Origin of the sequence: Bdellovibrio sp. NC01 (assembly GCF_006874625.1) — a bacterium.
Taxonomy (GTDB): Bacteria; Bdellovibrionota; Bdellovibrionia; order Bdellovibrionales; family Bdellovibrionaceae; genus Bdellovibrio.
Map to the genome: position 1 here is coordinate 3,644,167 of NZ_CP030034.1, position 18,008 is coordinate 3,662,174.

Below are 18,008 nucleotides of genomic sequence, written 5' to 3' on the forward strand. Positions count from 1 at the left end.
TAAACGAACCCACGCAATAGATACCGGCAGTAGAGAGGATTTTCGAATGAAGAAGATTGTTAGTCTTGTTGTTTTCATCGCAGCTTTGGTTTGGACTTGGAATGTAATCCACACAACTGAGGCAATTGGTTTCGAGACGCACTCCGGCATTCAGGCTAAGTTGGCAGATCTTATCACAGAAACTTTGGCGACTAAAAAACCTCACTCTAAAGATCTTAAAATCCAACGTCTTTGGACTGAAACTTTGAACGACAATAAAGTTCGCGCCGTGTTTTCGTACAGCTTTGTTGACGTTTCTGAAGGTGGCGAAGCTCTTGAACAAACTATCGAAGGCGAAGCCGTTCTTCACCGTGAACCATCTGAAGATTCAAAAGTTGATAAATGGACTTTGCAATCAGTAAAAACAACGAATGACTTCGTTACTTTCACTGAAGGCTCATTGATCACTCCGGGCACTGCAACTGAAGGCGACACGCAAACAGTTCCAGCACCAGCTCCAGCTCCTACTGAATCTGAACAACACTAATGGCAATTCCCGATCAATTTATTCAGATTGATGAAGAGGGTTACGGAGTCAGCCGCGAGTTGCGCATCCAAGACCCTACAGCGGGAAGTGAAATTCTTGAAAATCTAAAAGTTCATCAGGGCGGAACACTGCTTAGCACATTCGGTGGAACGCCTGTCATCGTCGAAGCTTTCGACGAACCTTTGGTTGCTCAACAAATTCTACTCGACGGAAAAACTTGGAAAATTCAAGGTCTTTACGGCACTGAATTCACTTTCAATTTACAGTCGCTTTCACTGGACGAGTGGGATCGCTTCCACGGCTACACGGACACTTTCGTGCCGTTCGTGATGTCACGTAAAGCACAAGCGACATTCTTCAACATGCTTGAAGAATTCGACGATGAATCCATCACATGGGATGGTCGAGCTTACGAAATTCCACCGTATTGGCCCGACAAACCAGAAATTGAAAAAGAAAATTTCTGGAGCAAGGCTTACCAAAACGACAACAATCCAGGTTGGAATTTAGGCGAACCCGCAGAAGCATTGAAAGACATGCTTCCACGTCTGAAAATCGCGCGTTCGCGCATTTTGGTGCTTGGTTGTGGCGAAGGTCACGATGCAGCGATGTTTGCGGCCGCTGGCCACGTGGTCACCGCGGTGGATATTTCTCCACTGGCTTTGGAACGCGCTAAAAAACTTTACGGTCACATGGAAAATTTGAAGTTGGTTCAAGCGGATCTCTTCAAACTTCCGCGCGACTGGGATCAATCGTTCGATGTTATTTTTGAACACACATGTTACTGCGCAGTGAATCCGATCCATCGCCAAGATTTAGTAAAAACTTGGAATCGTCTTCTTGCAGAGGGCGGTCACTTGATGGGTGTCTTCTTCACATTCGAAAAACGCCAAGGCCCACCTTTCGGCGGCTCTGAATGGGAATTGCGCCAACGTCTAAAAAACAATTATCAGCCTATATTCTGGGGCCGCTGGCAAAAATCTGTTCCCAATCGCCAGGGCAAAGAGTTATTCATCTACTGCAAGAAAAAGTAGCCTAAAAGGTGTCTGGCACTTTTTCCGCAAAAATGGCAGGCACCTTCTCCGCAAAAGTGCCTGGCACTTTTTTGGGTCCACACTGCGTTAATTTAAGAGAGGTTTATTTATGCATATTGAATTCACTCAAGCTGATGAAAGTCATATTGATGAGATCGTGGCGTTGGTAAACTCGGCTTATCGCGGAGAGAGTTCGAAAAAGGGTTGGACGACGGAAGCGGATTTGCTTGATGGTCAACGCATTGATACCGAAAGCATCATGGCGACTTTGGCCAAAGAAAACGCGACCATCTTGATCGCGCAAGATGAAGATGCGGATGATAAAATCGTTGGATGCGCTCACTTAGAAAATCACGACGGCAAATTGTATCTTGGAATGCTAACAGTCGAACCGACTTTGCAGAAAAAAGGTATTGGCCGCATGTTAGTGAATGAAAGCGAAGCCTTCGCACAGTTCTGGGATTGTACGCATATGTACATGACTGTGATTTCAGCGCGTACCGAACTTATCAAATGGTACGAAAAGCTAGGCTTCCGTAACACTGGCGAGAAAAGACCGTTCCCCTACGGCGACGAGCGCTTCGGAATTCCGAAAGTCGAAAATCTTGAATTTGTAATCCTTGAAAAGAAAATCTAAATTCATCTCACGCATAATAAATTCGCGTGTATGTATTAAAAGTTTTGTTTGTTTGGCGTTATGTTTTCGTTAAGGAGAACGTAACGATGAGCATGAAACTAGTTGTGGTAGCGACTTTGAGCCTAATCTCTTCTTTGGCACTTGCCGATAGCATGGGACCTCAAGGCGACAAATTTTACGAAGAAGCTGCTCACTTTGCGAACGCTTGCTCTGAAGAACCTTGCAAAGCTCCTTATTCAACTGACATTTTGTACAACCAAAAAAATCGTACAAACAAATTGGCGCCAGACACTCGCGAAACTTTGAAAAAAGTTGCGTGGGAGCAAGCTCAAGTTTGGGGCGACACTATTCTTGAAGGTGACTACGCGTCTTCGGGTCGTACACGTTTAGATTCAGTTTCTGGTTACTATAAAGAAAACCGTTTGGTGGGTTACAAAATCACTTACTCTGAAAAAGCTTGGTACACTGGCGAGTGTAACTACGACGGAACTCGCGATACTTTGAAGGGCTGCAAAGAAGGCCGTATCACAGAAGTGAGCTTTGTTTCTCCTGACATGAAAACATTCTTCACAGACGAAGATCGTCACGCGGATTTTGATTCCAATACTGTTCTTTAATCCCTATACTCGGACGCATGTCGTTCGTAATCGAAACTAAAGATCTTACTCGCGTCTATCAGACTTATCAAAAGCCTGAAGGCTTCCTGAATTCCCTACGTGGATTCTTCAACCGCAAATACAATAACAAAGTCGCTTTGGATAAAACGACTTTGTCGATTGAGCCAGGACAAATTGTCGGTCTTGTCGGTGCCAATGGCGCGGGAAAAACAACTCTGTTGAAAATGCTATCTGGTTTGGTGACACCCACTTCGGGTGATGCTCGAGTTCTTGGTTACAAACCGTGGGAACGCAAAAACGAATTCTTAAGCCAAATCAGTATTCTTCTTGGACAAAAAAATCAGTTGTGGTGGGACATCTCCCCTGCTGATTCTTTTGCGTTGCTTGCGCGCATTTACGATCTTGATCCAGACGCTGCCAGAAAACGTGTCGCACATTTGGCAGACATGCTTCAGTGCACGCACGTCTTGCACACACAATTGCGCCGCCTAAGCCTTGGTGAAAGAATGAAGATGGAAATCATCGGTTCACTTTTGCACGAACCAAAAGTTCTTTTCCTGGATGAACCGACAATTGGTTTAGACATCGTAGCGCAAGAAACAATTCGTGAATTCCTTGATCAATACGTGAAAGAAAAAGGTCCAACTGTGATTCTAACAAGTCACTACATGGACGACATCGCAAAACTTGCGGATAAATTATTGCTGATTTCAAAAGGCAATATCGTTTACCAAGGCACTGTTGAACAGTTCGTTAAAAATGCCAACACTGGCATGGCTGAAAATGAAGAGGTCGATTTTGAAGAAGTCATTCACCGTTTTTTGGAAACGGAATCTCGCGTTCGCTAATCTTGCGATCGTTTCCAATCTTGAATACAGACTGAACTATTTCGTCGACGCTATCTTGCAGCCGACGCTTACGACGGGCATCGAAGTTCTGTTGTGGTTTGCGGTATTCCGTGGCGCTCAAACGACAGAGATCGCGGGCTTCGGTCGTGATTTCTATTTGTCCTATGCGCTGTGGGGCGCGTTCTTCGCACGTATTTGTACAAGCTGGATGTATGAATTCCGCATGATTCAAGAAATTGATTCCGGAACGATCAACAGTTTGCTGACTCGTCCGATGAGTTACTACGAATATTATTTCTCGCAACTGATGGGCTATAAATTCATCACAACGATTGTGTCGATGGCGGTTCCAATTATTGCGGTATTGATTTTTGCTTTACCGACAAAATTTGAACGCCTGCCGATGGCCTTTGCCCTTGAATTCTATTATTTGATCTTGGTGCACTCGATCAGCTTTGTGATTGCCACGTGCGCGTTTTACTTAAACAAAGTGTATTCATTCACAGGTGCTAAAAACTTAGCGTTGTGGTTATTAACCGGCGAACTGTTTCCATTAGACTTGATGCCCGAACCGTTTAAAACATTCATCATCTCTTTACCTTTCAGTTCTGGCGTTTACATTCCTGTTGGTTATCTGACGGGCCGCTTGGAGATCGCATCGGTGTACCAAGGATTTATTTCTGTTACAGCAGGTATTGTGGTTGTGAATTTACTTGGCGCGTGGATGTGGAAAAAAGGCCTTAAAGTTTACGTTGGGACGGGAGCATAAAATGGCAAACGTTCAAAAGTACTTACGCCTTTACCTCGCTATGTTCAGAGCAAGTTTCATCGCCGATCTGGAATATCGTGCGAATTTCCTGACTCGTGTGATGACGGATATTTTCTGGTATATTGCACAGATCACGACGTTTGAAGTCTTGTTCCAACATACACCACTGATCGGCGGTTGGAATTTACCACAAATGCGCGTGTTTCTTGGAGTCGTCTTCGTTGTCGATGCGCTGTACATGATTATCTTGTCTGAAAATCTTGATCAGTTTTCAGAAAAAGTGCGCAAAGGTGATTTGGATTTACTACTAGCTAAGCCCGTGAATTCACAATTCATGATCAGCTTACAAAAGGCTTCAACACCTGCGATCGGTAATCTTATCATCGCGACAAGCTGGTTTATTTATAGTCTTAGCCAACTGCCAGATTTCCACTGGTTCCGTTTGTTGTGGATGTTGATTTTAATCCCGTGTGGATTGGTTGCGTGTTATTCAGTTCGTTTCTTCATGGCGTCTACGGCGGTCATTTTTGCGAAGTCTGAAAACTTGCAATTCATTTGGTATCAGATCTACAGACTGGGAATGCGTCCCGACTCGATTTATGTGCCATGGTTGAAGTGGTTGTTACTGACAGCGGTACCTGTGGGTGTGATTGCCAGTGTGCCGTCACGCGCACTGCTTGAACCGCCACAATTTGGCTTGTTCGCGTGGATCATGGTTCTGACGTGCATTTTGCTGTTTTTATCAAACAAATTTTGGAAATTTGCTCTGCGTTTTTATGCCAGCGCAAGTTCGTAGTATTTTCGTTATTAAGTCGAAAATAACCCGCTAACTCTTAGCGCCGGCCACAGCGCAGAGTCATGACTTTCCACAAGGCCCTTTTTAAATTGGCCCTATGAATTCACAAGATTCAACGAGTACGACTGCATTTCTAAAAAGATGCAGTCTACTTCTAATAATTCTATTTCCGTTCCTTGTCGGCTGCGCAAGCAATAAAATTATTCGCGACTCCGATTACACCGATTCACTTGCAGCAATGCGCACGGGCTCTCCTGAAAAAGCAATGATCCTTTTTCCTTCGGGAGAACAAAAAGGTTTCATCACTTCGATGGAAAAATCGTGGATCTCTCTTTGGAATGGTAACAAGGATCAAAGCTCGTTACTTGATCAGGTGAAGTTTCTTGAGAGCCGCAAGTACACCAGCATTTCACGTGAAGCCGAATATTTCTTCTTCAGCGAATCCGAAGAAGGCTACATCCCCGGTGAACATGAAATTATCGTGCTCCATTTATTAAGCGCGATGTACTTCATGGAAAACCAACAATGGGACGAGGCAAAGGTAGAAGCACGTCTTGCAGGATATTTTCTGCAAACAATGTTTAATCCCAATCAACCCCACTTCGATGATCCCGCACTCCGTATTTGGCTTGCAAGTATCTGGTCCGCTCTGGGTGAATGGAATGAAGCCCAAGTCGATTTGCGTAGAGCGTATGAATTAAGTCAGAACAAAAACTTGTTACCACTTATTTTACTCAATCACCCACCAAAAAACTTAGCACTGAGTTTTTACGGAGTCTCCCCACACTTAGATTGGGTTCAGGGCGAGGCCTTCCCGAAATTCAGCAATAAAACAGCGGAACCTCTTGGGGGAATTCACTATTCGACTGAAGCTTGGTACCAACGACATATGCTTCGCAACACCGCCATTCGCGATATCGTTTCCAGTTCCAATTACATGGCTCAATATTATGGAGTGAAGTTCGGAGCAGGAAGTGAAAAAGCACTCGGCTACACCGCGGGTGGCGCCATCATGACAACAGGAGTGATTCTTGGAACGGCGATTTTTGCAGGTGGCGTTTACTTACTTGCCTCTGCCGGCGTTAACGATGGCCAAGCTATCGGCTACATCATTGGTGCAGGTTTTATCGTTGGTGCAAAAATGTGGAAAGAAGGATCAAGACTTGCCAGTGATACTGCTCGCCGGGTCGACGAAGAAGAAGAGCAGAAGCTTGAAAACATGCGCACATATCGCTTCATGCGCTTCTTGCCCAATTGGATCGCGTTAGAAGCCGATCCAATTCTGATTACTCCATGGCAAGCCGTAAAAACTTACCAAGCACCGAAGTCGAAAACTTCAGTTCAATTTATTCAGCGTTTTTAGAAGTGTAAACCCACTTGAGCTCTTGAGCTTTTTGAATCTTCTTGAGGAATTCAGCTGGCACGGCTTTACCTGCTACTGCATAAGCAAACAATTCCTTTTGCCCAGGAGCTTCGTTGCCAATGTTGCTTAAGTTTGGATTGTGACCACCACGAACCAAAATCAACAGCTGCTTAAATCCTTGCGGCACTTCTTTATAATGACGAATACCTTCCGGCGAAGGAGTCGCACTGTCGTCAGAACCTTGGAAGTATGTCACTGGCACTTTCAAAGGATATTTCGTCGCAAAATAAGTTTGATCGGCGCGAGCATTCAATTGCTTACAGTTATTCAAAGAATCTTCATCAGGAGCTGGATACAGCTTACCGTTAATCAATGCATCCGAAGTCGCAGTACCAGGGTTTGCTAAGCCCAATTCACGACAAGAAATCATCGTGTACGGTACTTCATTCATCGTAAATAAAATATGCGGCTCATAAGACAATGGCTCATACATATCTTTAAGTTGCTCGATGTAACCTTGATAAGTTTTTTCATCAGCAAGGCTCATAAGCTGATTACGCAAATTGCGAAGGCCATCATTCAACATCAACGTACCACGCGCCGTGCGCGACAACCACGTATTCGGAACTCCATATTGAGTCGAAATACGATCCATCTTAGCTTTGATTTCCGTTGGCAAACCATCAATCATTTTCTGCATCAGCTTGCGACGATGCGGAGCCGACCACAGACGTTCACTTCCAGAATAGACCGTTCCTTCCAAAATCACAGAACGAGTTAATTCTGGAAACAAGGAACCAAACATTGTCGCAGGCACGGTGCCATAAGAAATACCGTAAGCAGTCACTTTATCTAAACCAAAGGACTTCACGATTTTCTGTGCATCACGCGCCACAAATTCAGAGGAATAAAATGAAGGCGACAATAATTGTTGAACCGTCGCAGGACGTGAACATCCAACGCCGCGATGTTCAACAATCAAAACATTGTAAGGCATTGAGACACGAAATAAACCCCAATGCGCAGTCTGCCCAGGACCGCCAGTGAAATATAAAATCGTTTCTTTCTTTGGATCATAACCACCAGAAAAAAACGCATACACATCCGTCGTGCCTTTTGAAAGGTCTGCATAATCAACGGGAACTGTGACGTAAGTGCCTTTTTCAAAACTCACAAGGTCTTTGTACTTGTCTTGGCAAAGCAGACGCCCCGACTCGTAAGTCGCAGCTGTCGGAAGATTTAACGACGCTTCTGCAGCAGAAGCCCCCACCATTAAAAGCGCAAACAAAACCAGATTTTTCATAGGAAGATGGTTGTACCGCAAGAACCGCACAAGGCCCATCAAGCACGGCAGCCCGAATAAAAAATTACATGACTGTTGAATGTTTCGACAGCACAGATGTGCAAGCGCTACCAACGATAGTTCATCACGAACGTCTGATTCTCACGATTCTGAGAATACCCAAGCTCAACGACAACGGACCACTCTTTACTGATTTCCCAGTTAAGCCCAGTGATCGCATTCCATAAATCCATGGGGCTTTCTTTGATCTCGTAATTGACAGGAACATCGTGCCCAATTTCAGTCCCTGTTAAAGGAAGCATATAGCGGCCACGCAAAGTAATTTCCATTTGTTGATAGTTGGCACCCAAATAGAAACCCATCTTCCCTAAAGGTCCACCCCAATTATATCCCAAACGCGGAGTCACGTTAAAAACGTAAGTCGGCACATCAGTCACATTTACGTAAGTCTTTACATACGTGACAGGCATCGCGAAAAAATAGTTCTGATAACCAGCTCCCAACAAGAATCCAAGCCCGACGTTATAGCCATAGTAGTTGATAGGAGCATCATAAGAAATTTTCGAGTTACACAATTCTGGAGTATGCGCCCCATCGCAGATATCAATTCCCTCAGAGGCAAAAACATCTTTAGCAGCAATCGACACGGGCACATTTCCAGAACCTTTAATCGACCCAACAACGGCAAACACATTCAAAAACGGAAAGATCCAAGCATCAAGCTTCGCCTGCCAAGTATAATTCTCTACATGCGCATTCGTAAATTTCACGAAATCAATGTCTTTCAAAGGAACATCATCTTTGAAAGCCAATTTCAAATCCCCAAGATTAATCCCTTGATCCTGATGAAAAAAGATCACCGATAGACCGTAAGGTTTAGGCAAACTAAAACCACGATCAATCACTCGCTGAGCAAGAAAAGGCAAAGCATAATCCCATTCCTGCTTCTGCCGAGTCCCCCGATTCTCCCAAAAAAACTCAGGCACAGGCTTCCCATCCAACTTACGAGCCTGCTCAAGAATCATCTTAGTATATTCCGCACAAAGCGAAGCCGGATCACAACTATTAACAGGAGCCTCAAGCGACTCCGCATCACCCGCATTCTCGGCCGCCCCAAACGAAGTCTGCGCAAATCCCTGCGAAACAAAAATAAAATTGAAAATTAAAAGAAGAACTCTTCTCATACAAACAAGCTTCAATCGAGACCAGCAAGAACACCAACCCACATAACCGAAACCTGTATAAAATCAGCCCCAAAAAAAGCGTCCTGCAAGCGAAAGCGAGCAGAAGCCAAAAAAAAAGCGACCCGCAAGCGAAAGCGAGCGGAAGCCAAAAAACTCCGACCGAAGAACGATAAGGGTTCTTAAAACGGTCTAGAAAATGTCAGATGCAAGGCGCGAGGAGGAGAGCGTACTGCAAAGTACGCCGACGACGAAGCAACGCAGTCAGCTGGCATTTGCTAGGCCGTTTTAAGGAAGGTGGGATGTCGGTTTTGCTGTAAGCCGGATTCTGTCCCAGTAACCAGGTCCCATAATTGTCCCGTTCACTGTAGATAATCATTCCTCTGGGAGTGCCATTACTGACACCCTCAAGCGATCTTACCCGGTAACTACGGGCTGGCCGCCCTACTAGTGTTACCCTATTTGATCTTGCTCCGCGCAGAGTTTGGCTGTTTTCACTCCAGCGGCTCCCCTGACCCTCCCGTTCCCGGTGTCAGGCTCAATGCCCCGGACATTCTCTCTGTTCCACTGTTCCTTACATTACTGTAGAAGGGCGTTACCCTTTGCGCTGCCATATGGAGTCCGGACTTTCCTCTCTAATTTCAATAATTTAGAATATTATTAGAGCAATTATCCGCAAAACCGACGGGTTTTTTAACACCCTCCAGCAAAAAGCGCAAGAGGGTTTTCTTAAGACTGGTTTTATTTTACTTTGATTGGACTGACTTAAAAAGGATTTATTTATGAAGATCTTGGTATCTGTGCTTGCTATCGCGTTGACGTTCGCTCTTACAACTAAAGCTCTAGCTTCTGAAGAAGCTCACGGCGGAGGTCACGAAGATCACGAAGCTCTTGCAAAGAAAATGAACTCTCTTTTCCCAGAAAAGAAAGCAAATCCTGAAGATGCAAAAATTCCAGCGAAGCCTGAGCTGACTTCTCCAGCTTACTTTGCAGCGATCACAACTCCTTCAGTAAAATTAGAATGGAAAGCAGCTGCAGACGCACAAGAATATCACGTTCAAGTTGCGACAGATCCAAACTTCAAATGGATCGTTGCTGAAGACTATGCTCACAAAGAAACAAACTACGAAGTAACTAAACTTGAGCCAGGTAAACACTACTTCTGGCGTGTAGCTTCTGTAAGACCTGATAACTGGAAAACTTTCCGTAAGTCTTACTTTGCAGCTTCTATGTTCGAAACTCCGGCTGCAAAATAACAAGTTTCGATATTTAAAATCATAAGATTTCAAAAGCCCTCATATACTTTGTATGAGGGCTTTTTTTATGAGCGACGATTTACAATTTGAATCCTTTGAAGATGCACAGTTCGAAAAGCATTTCAAATGTCCGTACTGCCACGAGAAGATCTCAATGGTGCTCGATATCTCGGAGCCCGGCAGACAATATTACGTCGAAGACTGCGAAGTCTGCTGCAAACCCATCCAAATCAGCTACTCGTCGGATCAAGGCAAATTGGTAGACTTCTTCGCCCAAACTATTTAACGACTGCTATCCTGCTAAGAATCACAATCAGCGCGCTTTTGAAGTCTCAAGGCAAATCCTATTCTTAGGTTATGTCGTTCGATGTATTTTTAGGAATAGATCAAACCGGAGCTGTTACAAAGAGTGGTCTACCGCAACCACTACCGACTGCTATTGTCTATAAAGACGGTGGTGCGATGTGGATCTTAGAAAGTGATTTATATCTTCCGAATCTGACACGAAGAAGTACCGAATCACTTATCAAGGACATCGATCCAAGATTGGAAATCGAAAAGAGTGCAATCATCTTGGACAGTGCCTTGGGATTAGCGAAAGACATCTTTCCCAAAAACAAAAATATCTTCGATCTTATGCAACGAGCCCATCACTTCAGTTACCACGGCAAACGTTTTGGGGAAAAAACGGCGCACGCATTTTTCGCGCAGTTCATTGAAAAAAATCCTGCACACATTCCGCAGCGCCAGTGCGAAATCATCGCTCACGAAAAATCCGTGTTTCAATCCCACGCCTTTCAAAAAAATCTAAGCACCGGCACCTTTCGGGCATGGAGCGAACTAGGGTCTGCGTCAGAAAAGTGGTTTTCGTTGTGGCCGATGGATGAGGCGCCAGCAAAGGGCCCGTGGTTGTTTGAAGCTTATCCCGATTTATTGTGGAAAAAATTGGTTAAGAGTCCAACAAAGGATCCTGTGGCTCTGAAAGCCTTCTTAAGCGCACAAAAGTTAGTAAAGCTGCATCCATCTGTCTCTAAATCCCTTGCCAGCATTGATTTCTGTGACGCCGTGATTCTTGCGTACGCCGGACTTGTCTTTCAAAAACGCAGACAGCTTTTTAAAAATCCAAAAATCGCCTCTCCCAAAAAAGAGGGATGGATTCTTGGTTTGTGATGATTGCTGAAGTTTAATTCTCAGGAGCGTTTGTAATTTTATTTTATGAGAATTTCTTATGTAGACTTACATCATGAACGATTCGTTTTATGAAGCTTTGCTGAATACCCATGCACTTATAGAATTATCTGTTGATGGACACATACTGTGGGCAAACCGTAACTATCTTAATTTGATGGGATACGAGCTTCATGAAATCATCGGCAAGCCTCATTCAATTTTTCTCCCTCATTTTGATTCTCATGAAAGTGAATATCGCGAGATGTGGAGATCATTGGCAATGGGCCAATCACAGACTGGTGAATTCAGTCGTGTGACGAAAAATAAAAATATAGTGTGGGTCCAAGCCTCATATGCACCCATCAAAGACTCCAACGGACGCATTCAGAAAATTTTAAAGATGGCCGTGGACATCACGGAAAAGAAACGTCTTGCAGAAAATCTTGAAAGAAAAAATCGCGAACTGCAGACGTCTGCAACTAAAGCTCGTGCTGCCACTTACGCAAAGTCAGCTTTCCTTGCAAACATGTCTCATGAAATTCGCACACCGCTCAATTCAATCATTGGTTTAACGGATACATTGGCAGAAACAAAGTTAGATGAGCAGCAAGCATCTTACGTCGAAATTCTGCAACGAGCGAATCATCAATTGATGACTATCATCAACGACATCCTTGATTTAACGAAAGTCGAATCCGGAGAAATCCAATTGCACGTCATGCCGTTTGATATTCAAAACGTTTTCGACGACGTAATTTCGGTTCTTGGTTTCCGTGCCAAAGAAAAAGGTCTGCAACTAAAACTTAAGATGGAAGAAGGACTTGAAAGTTACTATATCGGTGATGCCGATCGCTTGCGCCAAGTTCTGATCAACCTTCTTTCAAATGCCTTGAAGTTCACTCATCAGGGTGACGTGACTTTACATGTTTCACGAAACACGACAAGCCGCCCAGGTAATTTGTTATTCTCGGTTTCGGATTCAGGCATTGGTATTCCTCGTCACATGTTTAAAGATATTTTCAGAGCTTTCACCCAAGGAGACGCCGCGACCACTCGTCGCTACGGCGGCACAGGATTGGGTCTTTCGATCTCGCAAAAGATGGTCGAACTTATGAATGGTCAAATCTGGCTTGAAAGCGAACTTGGCAAAGGCAGCATCTTCTTTTTCACAGCACAAATGCCGATCTGTTCGGAACTTGCCGTGCGTGCGAATAATCCAATGCAAAGTCGCTTAAAATCGGCAGAGGCCAATAGTGTCAATGCCACGAAGTTAAAGATCCTGGTCGTTGATGACGTTGACGACAATCGTAATTTGTTTGGAATCTATCTGCAAAAATCAGCTCACGAAATTCATTATGCTGAAAGTGGTATTGAAGCACTTCGCATGCTTGAAGATATGCAGTTTGATATCATCTTCATGGACGTGCAGATGCCAGGAATGGATGGATACGAAACAACTCGCCTGATTCGTGAACAAGAGCGCGCAAAAAATCGTATCCCAGCAAAAATCTTTGCATGTACTGCAAACGCTTTCACCGAAGATATCGAAAAAAGCCTGCAAGCCGGCTGTGATCTGCATTTATCAAAACCGATTCGCAAGGACACATTGATTAAATCAATTAATTCTTATCTGCCATCGCAATTTCAAGAGCCGTCAGCGGAAGTTGCTTACTAAGCTTAAGCTGATCAAGAATCGTTGCACGCGATAAGCTGCCGTCTTCTTCGTGCAGATAAATAACTTGCAGTCGTTGCGAGCGACCACTGGCCTGGTAAATCATCCCTGCGCACATCTTACAAGGCTTATGCGTGCTATACAGAATAGCGTCTTCAGGAATACCATGGCCATGTTCTTTAAAATAGCGTTGCAGTAAATTTACTTCCGCATGAAGAGTTTTATTTTTGGAATTTGAATTTAAACCAAACCCCAAAAGCTGCCCGTCGCGGCTTACCAACAAAGCTGCAATATCGCGATCGTAGTCGTGCAGCACGTCTCCCCTGGCAATATTTTTTGCTAACCGGGTCGCCGCCATCAAATAACTTTGATGATTGCCATCAGCACGATGCGCTCCAAAATATTTTTCAACATCAACCACAGAAACTTGATTTTCCAAGTTAAGATGACTGACAGGATAAAGCGAGTCTTTCGCTTCTCCAATTTGGATTAATTGCGACGTGATTTCTAAGGCATGATCCCGCGCCAAAATATTTCCCGTCGCGCGTTTTGCAACGACCTTGACCATTCCGGTACACATTTCACTTAAAGCGGCTGTCGCAAAAATACGATTGCGCAGAATAAAAAAGCTGTGATCCACATGCTGATCAAAAAGCCCTTGCAGCAACTTCACGACGGCCGACGAAGGAGCTGCCGCCGCATTTTTAGGATACAGGGCAAAGAAAACTCGTTCTTTATGCTCAACAAAAGCGAGCTCAAAGCCAGGCTTTGCCAGTAAAAATGCTAAATGTTCGGCTCTTTTTTCCGCAGACATGAAGATTTAGTACCATAAGCGACTGTTTTTGTCTAAAACGGCCCCATGGACATGATCAAAAATCGCCTCGAAAAGAATTATAAGAAACTTAAAGCCTGGGCTGACCGCCAAAAAATCGAAGCTTACCGTCTGTATGATCGTGATATTCCAGAATATCCCTACATCGTTGATATCTATAAAGATCACTATGTCATCTATGACAAATCGGATTTCATCAAAGACAAAGATAAAAACCATCTTCCGCACGTTGTGGATGCTGTAAAAGCGCTGTTCAAATGCGAAGAAGACAAAGTGGTCGTAAAAAAACGCGAGCGCCAAGAAGGTTTGAATCAATACGAAAAGATCTCTGCGAAAAATGAGACGATGTCGGTCCGCGAATCGCAAGCGCTGTTGAAAGTAAATCTGTACGATTATTTGGATACAGGTTTGTTCTTGGATCACCGTCCAATGCGCCAAAAAGTTTTTAAAACCGTAGAAGGTAAAAAGTTTTTAAACCTGTTCTGCTACACAGGTTCTGTCAGTGTATTTGCGGCCCTGGGTGGCGCCCGCACGACAAGTGTGGACATGTCGCAAACATACTTGCGTTGGGCTCAAGACAACTTTGACTTGAATCAAATCGACCTAGGATCACATAGTTTTGTGAATGAAAATGTCATCGAGTGGCTCCACCAAAATCGCCATTCTAAAAAATTCGACGTGATCTTTTTGGATCCGCCAACGTTTTCAAACTCAAAAAAGATGAATGAAAGCTTCGAAGTCGAACGCGATCAGGACTTTCTTGTCGACAGTTGCATGCAAATGCTTTTACCAGAGGGCATTTTGTACTTTTCTAACAACAAAAGAAAATTCAAATTAAGCCCGAGCGTCCTGTCGAAGTACAAGGTCAAAGACATCACGGAAGAGTCGATTCCTCAAGATTTCCATGACAAAAAAATCCACAACTGTTTTGAGATTAAGAACTCTTAACAGACCTTCGCACTCAGTAAGCTGATCATTCTCGGCGCCTCTGCTTCACTCATTGAAACAAATTTATTCCGCTGTTCTAGACGGGCTTTCCGGCCCGCTAAGCGGACTATGCAAATGAGGTATAAGGATGCGCTCTTTATTGAACATTTCTTTGGGTGTGGCTTTCGCCCTATCAACTTCGACGTCAACTTCTGCCTGGGCTGCGACGGCAAAACCGCCAAGCAAACCCACAAAAGTACAACGCCCATCGCAATACGTGGTGATTAGTTTTGATGGTGGTTTAAATTTGGATCAGTGGAAAGCAATGCGCGGTTTCGTCGCAACTATGAAAAAAGCGAAGAAGCCAGTGAACTTCACTTATTTTGTAAGCGGCGTTTATTTCCTCTCGCATAACAACCGCATGGTTTATGCGCCACCAAAACACACTCAAGGCTATTCACTGATTGGCTTTGCTGAAGACAATCCCAAAGTCATCGCTGATCGTGTCGATCAATTAAACGGCGCTTTCAAAGAAGGGCAAGAAATCGCCTCTAAAGGCAATGGTCACTTCGATGCGGGCCAAGACGGTTGGAATGCTGAAGACTGGGCTTCGGAGCTTAAACAATATGACGACTTGTTGTTTGGCGCTTTCTACAACAACAAAGCACAACCCAATCCGACAAATAAATTTCCTAAAGGCTATGCTTTTGAAAGCAAAGACGTCGTAGGCTTCCGCGCACCATTTATGTCGACGACACCTGATTTATATCCAAGCTTGAAAGCTTACGGCTATAAATACGATGCTTCCGGCACAAGTGACGATCCTGTTTGGCCAGAAAAAGATGCGAACGGCATTTGGAAATACTCGACACCGGCGGTTGAGCTCGCAGGAACTGGTAAAAAAATTCTGAATATGGATTACAACTATTTCTATGCTCAATCGAAAGCCCAAGACGATTTGGCAAACAGAGAAAACTATCGCAAGCAAATGAAGGATTCTTATCTGAATTACTTCAATCAAGCTTATTACGGCAATCGCGTTCCCGTTTTCATCGGTCACCACTTCGAGTTGTATAATGGCGGCGCTTACTGGGATGCCTTGCAAGATTTCACTAAAGACGTCTGTGGCAAAGCTGAAGTGAAATGTATCTCGTACAAACAGTACACAGAATGGTTAAGCTCTTTAAAAGAAGAGACACTGAAAGCATATAAGGCCGGTCAATTCGACGTTTTGCCAAAACCTAAAGACCTTGGCTACGTCCCTGCCCGTGCGCTCAATATCCAGCTGGATATCGCCAAGATCGGAGAGGACCTCAAAATCATCACGAACGGTTCCGACTTCCAAGAAGAAACGATGAAAGTCCTTTTGAAAGTGAACGGCAAAGTTTTGCCAGCCCAACATCACGTCAATCTGGCTTTAATTCGTCGACACTTTCGCGCAGGCTCGAATGTAGAGATCTCGGCGGTGGTTTTAGACCGAAAAGGCCTTGAGCTGCAACGTGCTCGTCTTGTCGTGAAATCCGTGGGAACTCCGCAAGAAGAACTCGTGAAACTGTCTGAGGACGTCGCAAAGTTTTAGCTCTAATTCGCGCTTTTCAAAATTGAACTAAGTCTTTGATACTACGATTTTTTTCAAAGATTTGGTTTGAGTCCAAAATAATTCTTGTCAGGGGGGTAAAAAGATCCTAGAACCCCCCTTCAAATTACATTTTAAAAGAGAAACTTTTTGGCTTTTGGAGGGCACGGAATTGAAAGCTTTAGGTCGCCATATTTTGGTTGAGTTCAGTGGTTGTAACGCAGAGGTATTAAACGACGTTTCGATCATTGAAAGAAGTATGATTGAGGCGGCTCAAATCGCAGGCGCTACGGTTATCAATTCCACTTTCCATCATTTCTCTCCATGGGGCGTGAGTGGCGTTGTTGTTATCCAAGAAAGCCATCTTGCGATTCATACATGGCCTGAATACAGATATGCAGCAGTGGATCTTTTCACTTGCGGCGAATCTGTTGATCCATGGGTTTCTTTTGAACATTTGAAAAAAGCATTCCAAGCAAACTACTCTGCGATTGAAATGAATCGTGGTTCTTTGCACGTCATTCAAAAAACAGATTTCCAACCAAAAGTAATGCGCGAAAAACCTTCTTTCGATTTGTCTAAAGGTGCACAAATCGAACGCAACGTTTGGTTCACTGATAAAGATGAAAACCAAGCATTGTCTTTGCGCTACACAGGCGAAGTTTTGTTCGACGAAACAAATCCGTTCCAACGTGTTCGCGTTTTGGATTCTTACTCTCACGGTAAATTCTTGGCGATCAACAACATGGTTATGTGCACAGAGCGTGATGAATTCCACTATCACGAAATGATCACTCACCCAGTGATGCAAACGCACGGTAACGCGAAAAACGTTTTGGTTATCGGTGGTGGCGACGGCGGAACTATTCGCGAGTTGTTCAAATACGACCAAATCGAAAAAGTCACGATGGTTGAAATCGATGAAGCTGTTGTTCGCGCTTCAAAAGCACACCTTCCAGGTATCGCTTCTGAGTTCGGCAATGCAAAATTGAATTTGATTATCGGTGACGGTATCCAATTCGTGAAAGACGCAAAACCAGGAACATACGATGTGATCATCGTAGATGGTTCGGACCCAGTAGGTCCTGCGCAAGGTTTATTCACTGCGGAGTTCTATAACAACTGTAAAACGGCATTGAAAGATGGCGGTTTGGTTGTGACTCAAGGTGAATCTCCAATGTTCCACGAAGGCACTTTCGTTGAATTGAATCACTGCTTGAAGGGCATCTTCGGTAAGAACAGCGTACACACTATGTTGTTCCATGCGACAACTTACCCATCAGGTATGTGGAGCTTGCAAGTAGGTGTTAAAGGCTCAAGCCACCCTGCGAAAGACTTCAATAAAGACAAAGCGCGCCAATTCTCACTAGCCAAAGGTCTTAAGTACTACAATGAAGACCTTCACACGGCAGCATTTAGCCTTCCAACATTCGTAAAAACGATGCTTGGCGATAATGCTTAATTCATAGACCGCTTCTTGTTTTCATTATAGTTTCATTTA

The 18,008-nt window shown here is 44.1% G+C and carries 18 protein-coding genes and 1 other RNA gene; 15 read left to right on the forward strand and 4 right to left on the reverse strand.

Annotated features, from left to right (window positions below; genetic code table 11):
• Positions 1-46: 46 nt before the first annotated feature.
• The 8 genes from DOE51_RS17370 to DOE51_RS17405 all read left to right on the forward strand — a co-directional run bounded on the left by DOE51_RS17370 (position 47) and on the right by DOE51_RS17405 (position 6,590).
• Positions 47-526, forward strand: coding sequence for a hypothetical protein (locus DOE51_RS17370; protein WP_246845168.1), 480 nt, complete (start codon positions 47-49; stop codon positions 524-526).
• On the forward strand, positions 526-1,560 hold the full coding sequence (locus DOE51_RS17375; RefSeq protein WP_142697791.1) for a methyltransferase domain-containing protein: 1,035 nt from the start codon (positions 526-528) through the stop codon (positions 1,558-1,560). Before DOE51_RS17370 ends, DOE51_RS17375 begins: the two co-directional genes overlap by 1 nt.
• A gap of 109 nt (positions 1,561-1,669) precedes the next feature.
• Positions 1,670-2,197 carry a GNAT family N-acetyltransferase gene (locus tag DOE51_RS17380; RefSeq protein WP_142697792.1) on the forward strand — a complete coding sequence of 176 codons (528 nt, stop codon included), beginning with the start codon at positions 1,670-1,672 and terminating at the stop codon, positions 2,195-2,197.
• An 86-nt stretch (positions 2,198-2,283) separates the two neighbouring features.
• The gene (locus DOE51_RS17385; RefSeq protein ID WP_142697793.1) at positions 2,284-2,814 is read left to right on the forward strand and encodes a hypothetical protein; all 531 of its coding nucleotides are present in this window, start codon (positions 2,284-2,286) and stop codon (positions 2,812-2,814) included.
• 17 nt (positions 2,815-2,831) lie between these two features.
• The gene (locus DOE51_RS17390) at positions 2,832-3,662 is read left to right on the forward strand and encodes an ABC transporter ATP-binding protein (protein WP_142697794.1); all 831 of its coding nucleotides are present in this window, start codon (positions 2,832-2,834) and stop codon (positions 3,660-3,662) included.
• Positions 3,613-4,431, forward strand: a complete 819-nt coding sequence (locus DOE51_RS17395; RefSeq protein WP_246845169.1) for an ABC-2 family transporter protein — start codon at positions 3,613-3,615, stop codon at positions 4,429-4,431. Before DOE51_RS17390 ends, DOE51_RS17395 begins: the two co-directional genes overlap by 50 nt.
• 1 nt (position 4,432) lies before the next feature.
• Positions 4,433-5,227, forward strand: a complete 795-nt coding sequence (locus tag DOE51_RS17400; protein WP_142697796.1) for an ABC transporter permease — start codon at positions 4,433-4,435, stop codon at positions 5,225-5,227.
• A gap of 97 nt (positions 5,228-5,324) precedes the next feature.
• On the forward strand, positions 5,325-6,590 hold the full coding sequence (locus DOE51_RS17405; RefSeq protein WP_142697797.1) for a hypothetical protein: 1,266 nt from the start codon (positions 5,325-5,327) through the stop codon (positions 6,588-6,590).
• On the opposite strand, the gene DOE51_RS17410 is transcribed toward DOE51_RS17405, so the two are convergent.
• The 3 genes from DOE51_RS17410 to rnpB all read right to left on the reverse strand — a co-directional run bounded on the left by DOE51_RS17410 (position 6,574) and on the right by rnpB (position 9,759).
• Complete coding sequence (locus tag DOE51_RS17410) at positions 6,574-7,893, reverse strand: alpha/beta fold hydrolase (RefSeq protein WP_246845170.1); 1,320 nt, start codon at positions 7,891-7,893, stop codon at positions 6,574-6,576. The genes DOE51_RS17405 and DOE51_RS17410 overlap by 17 nt on opposite strands.
• A gap of 107 nt (positions 7,894-8,000) precedes the next feature.
• Entirely contained in the window at positions 8,001-9,077 is a 1,077-nt protein-coding gene (locus DOE51_RS17415) for a hypothetical protein (RefSeq protein WP_142697798.1), read from the reverse strand.
• A gap of 298 nt (positions 9,078-9,375) precedes the next feature.
• Positions 9,376-9,759: RNase P RNA component class A (rnpB, locus tag DOE51_RS17420), an RNA gene on the reverse strand.
• Between the two features lie 97 nt (positions 9,760-9,856).
• Between rnpB and DOE51_RS17425 the strand changes: the two genes are divergently transcribed.
• The 4 genes from DOE51_RS17425 (at position 9,857) to DOE51_RS17445 (ending at position 13,175) form a co-directional block, all read left to right on the forward strand.
• On the forward strand, positions 9,857-10,330 hold the full coding sequence (locus DOE51_RS17425; protein ID WP_142697799.1) for a fibronectin type III domain-containing protein: 474 nt from the start codon (positions 9,857-9,859) through the stop codon (positions 10,328-10,330).
• A 67-nt stretch (positions 10,331-10,397) separates the two neighbouring features.
• Positions 10,398-10,616, forward strand: a complete 219-nt coding sequence (locus tag DOE51_RS17430; protein WP_142697800.1) for a CPXCG motif-containing cysteine-rich protein — start codon at positions 10,398-10,400, stop codon at positions 10,614-10,616.
• A gap of 71 nt (positions 10,617-10,687) precedes the next feature.
• Positions 10,688-11,500 (forward strand): hypothetical protein, encoded by an 813-nt coding sequence (locus tag DOE51_RS19225; protein ID WP_168196485.1) that lies wholly within the window; start codon positions 10,688-10,690, stop codon positions 11,498-11,500.
• Positions 11,501-11,573: 73 nt separating this feature from the next.
• Positions 11,574-13,175, forward strand: coding sequence for a PAS domain-containing hybrid sensor histidine kinase/response regulator (locus tag DOE51_RS17445; protein WP_142697803.1), 1,602 nt, complete (start codon positions 11,574-11,576; stop codon positions 13,173-13,175).
• On the opposite strand, the gene DOE51_RS17450 is transcribed toward DOE51_RS17445, so the two are convergent.
• Positions 13,120-13,986 (reverse strand): Bd3614 family nucleic acid deaminase, encoded by an 867-nt coding sequence (locus DOE51_RS17450; RefSeq protein ID WP_142697804.1) that lies wholly within the window; start codon positions 13,984-13,986, stop codon positions 13,120-13,122. The two genes, DOE51_RS17445 and DOE51_RS17450, sit on opposite strands and share 56 nt — an antisense overlap.
• A gap of 45 nt (positions 13,987-14,031) precedes the next feature.
• Here DOE51_RS17450 and DOE51_RS17455 point away from each other — a divergent pair, with 45 nt between their 5' ends.
• From DOE51_RS17455 to speE, 3 genes are all read left to right on the forward strand, one after another.
• A complete protein-coding gene (locus DOE51_RS17455; RefSeq protein WP_142697805.1) occupies positions 14,032-14,952 on the forward strand; it encodes a class I SAM-dependent methyltransferase in 921 nt (306 codons plus the stop codon).
• 127 nt (positions 14,953-15,079) lie between these two features.
• On the forward strand, positions 15,080-16,510 hold the full coding sequence (locus tag DOE51_RS17460) for a hypothetical protein (RefSeq protein ID WP_142697806.1): 1,431 nt from the start codon (positions 15,080-15,082) through the stop codon (positions 16,508-16,510).
• A 169-nt stretch (positions 16,511-16,679) separates the two neighbouring features.
• Positions 16,680-17,969: a polyamine aminopropyltransferase gene (gene speE, locus DOE51_RS17465; protein WP_142697807.1), complete on the forward strand. Its 1,290-nt coding sequence runs from the start codon at positions 16,680-16,682 to the stop codon at positions 17,967-17,969.
• Positions 17,970-18,008 lie beyond the last annotated feature (39 nt).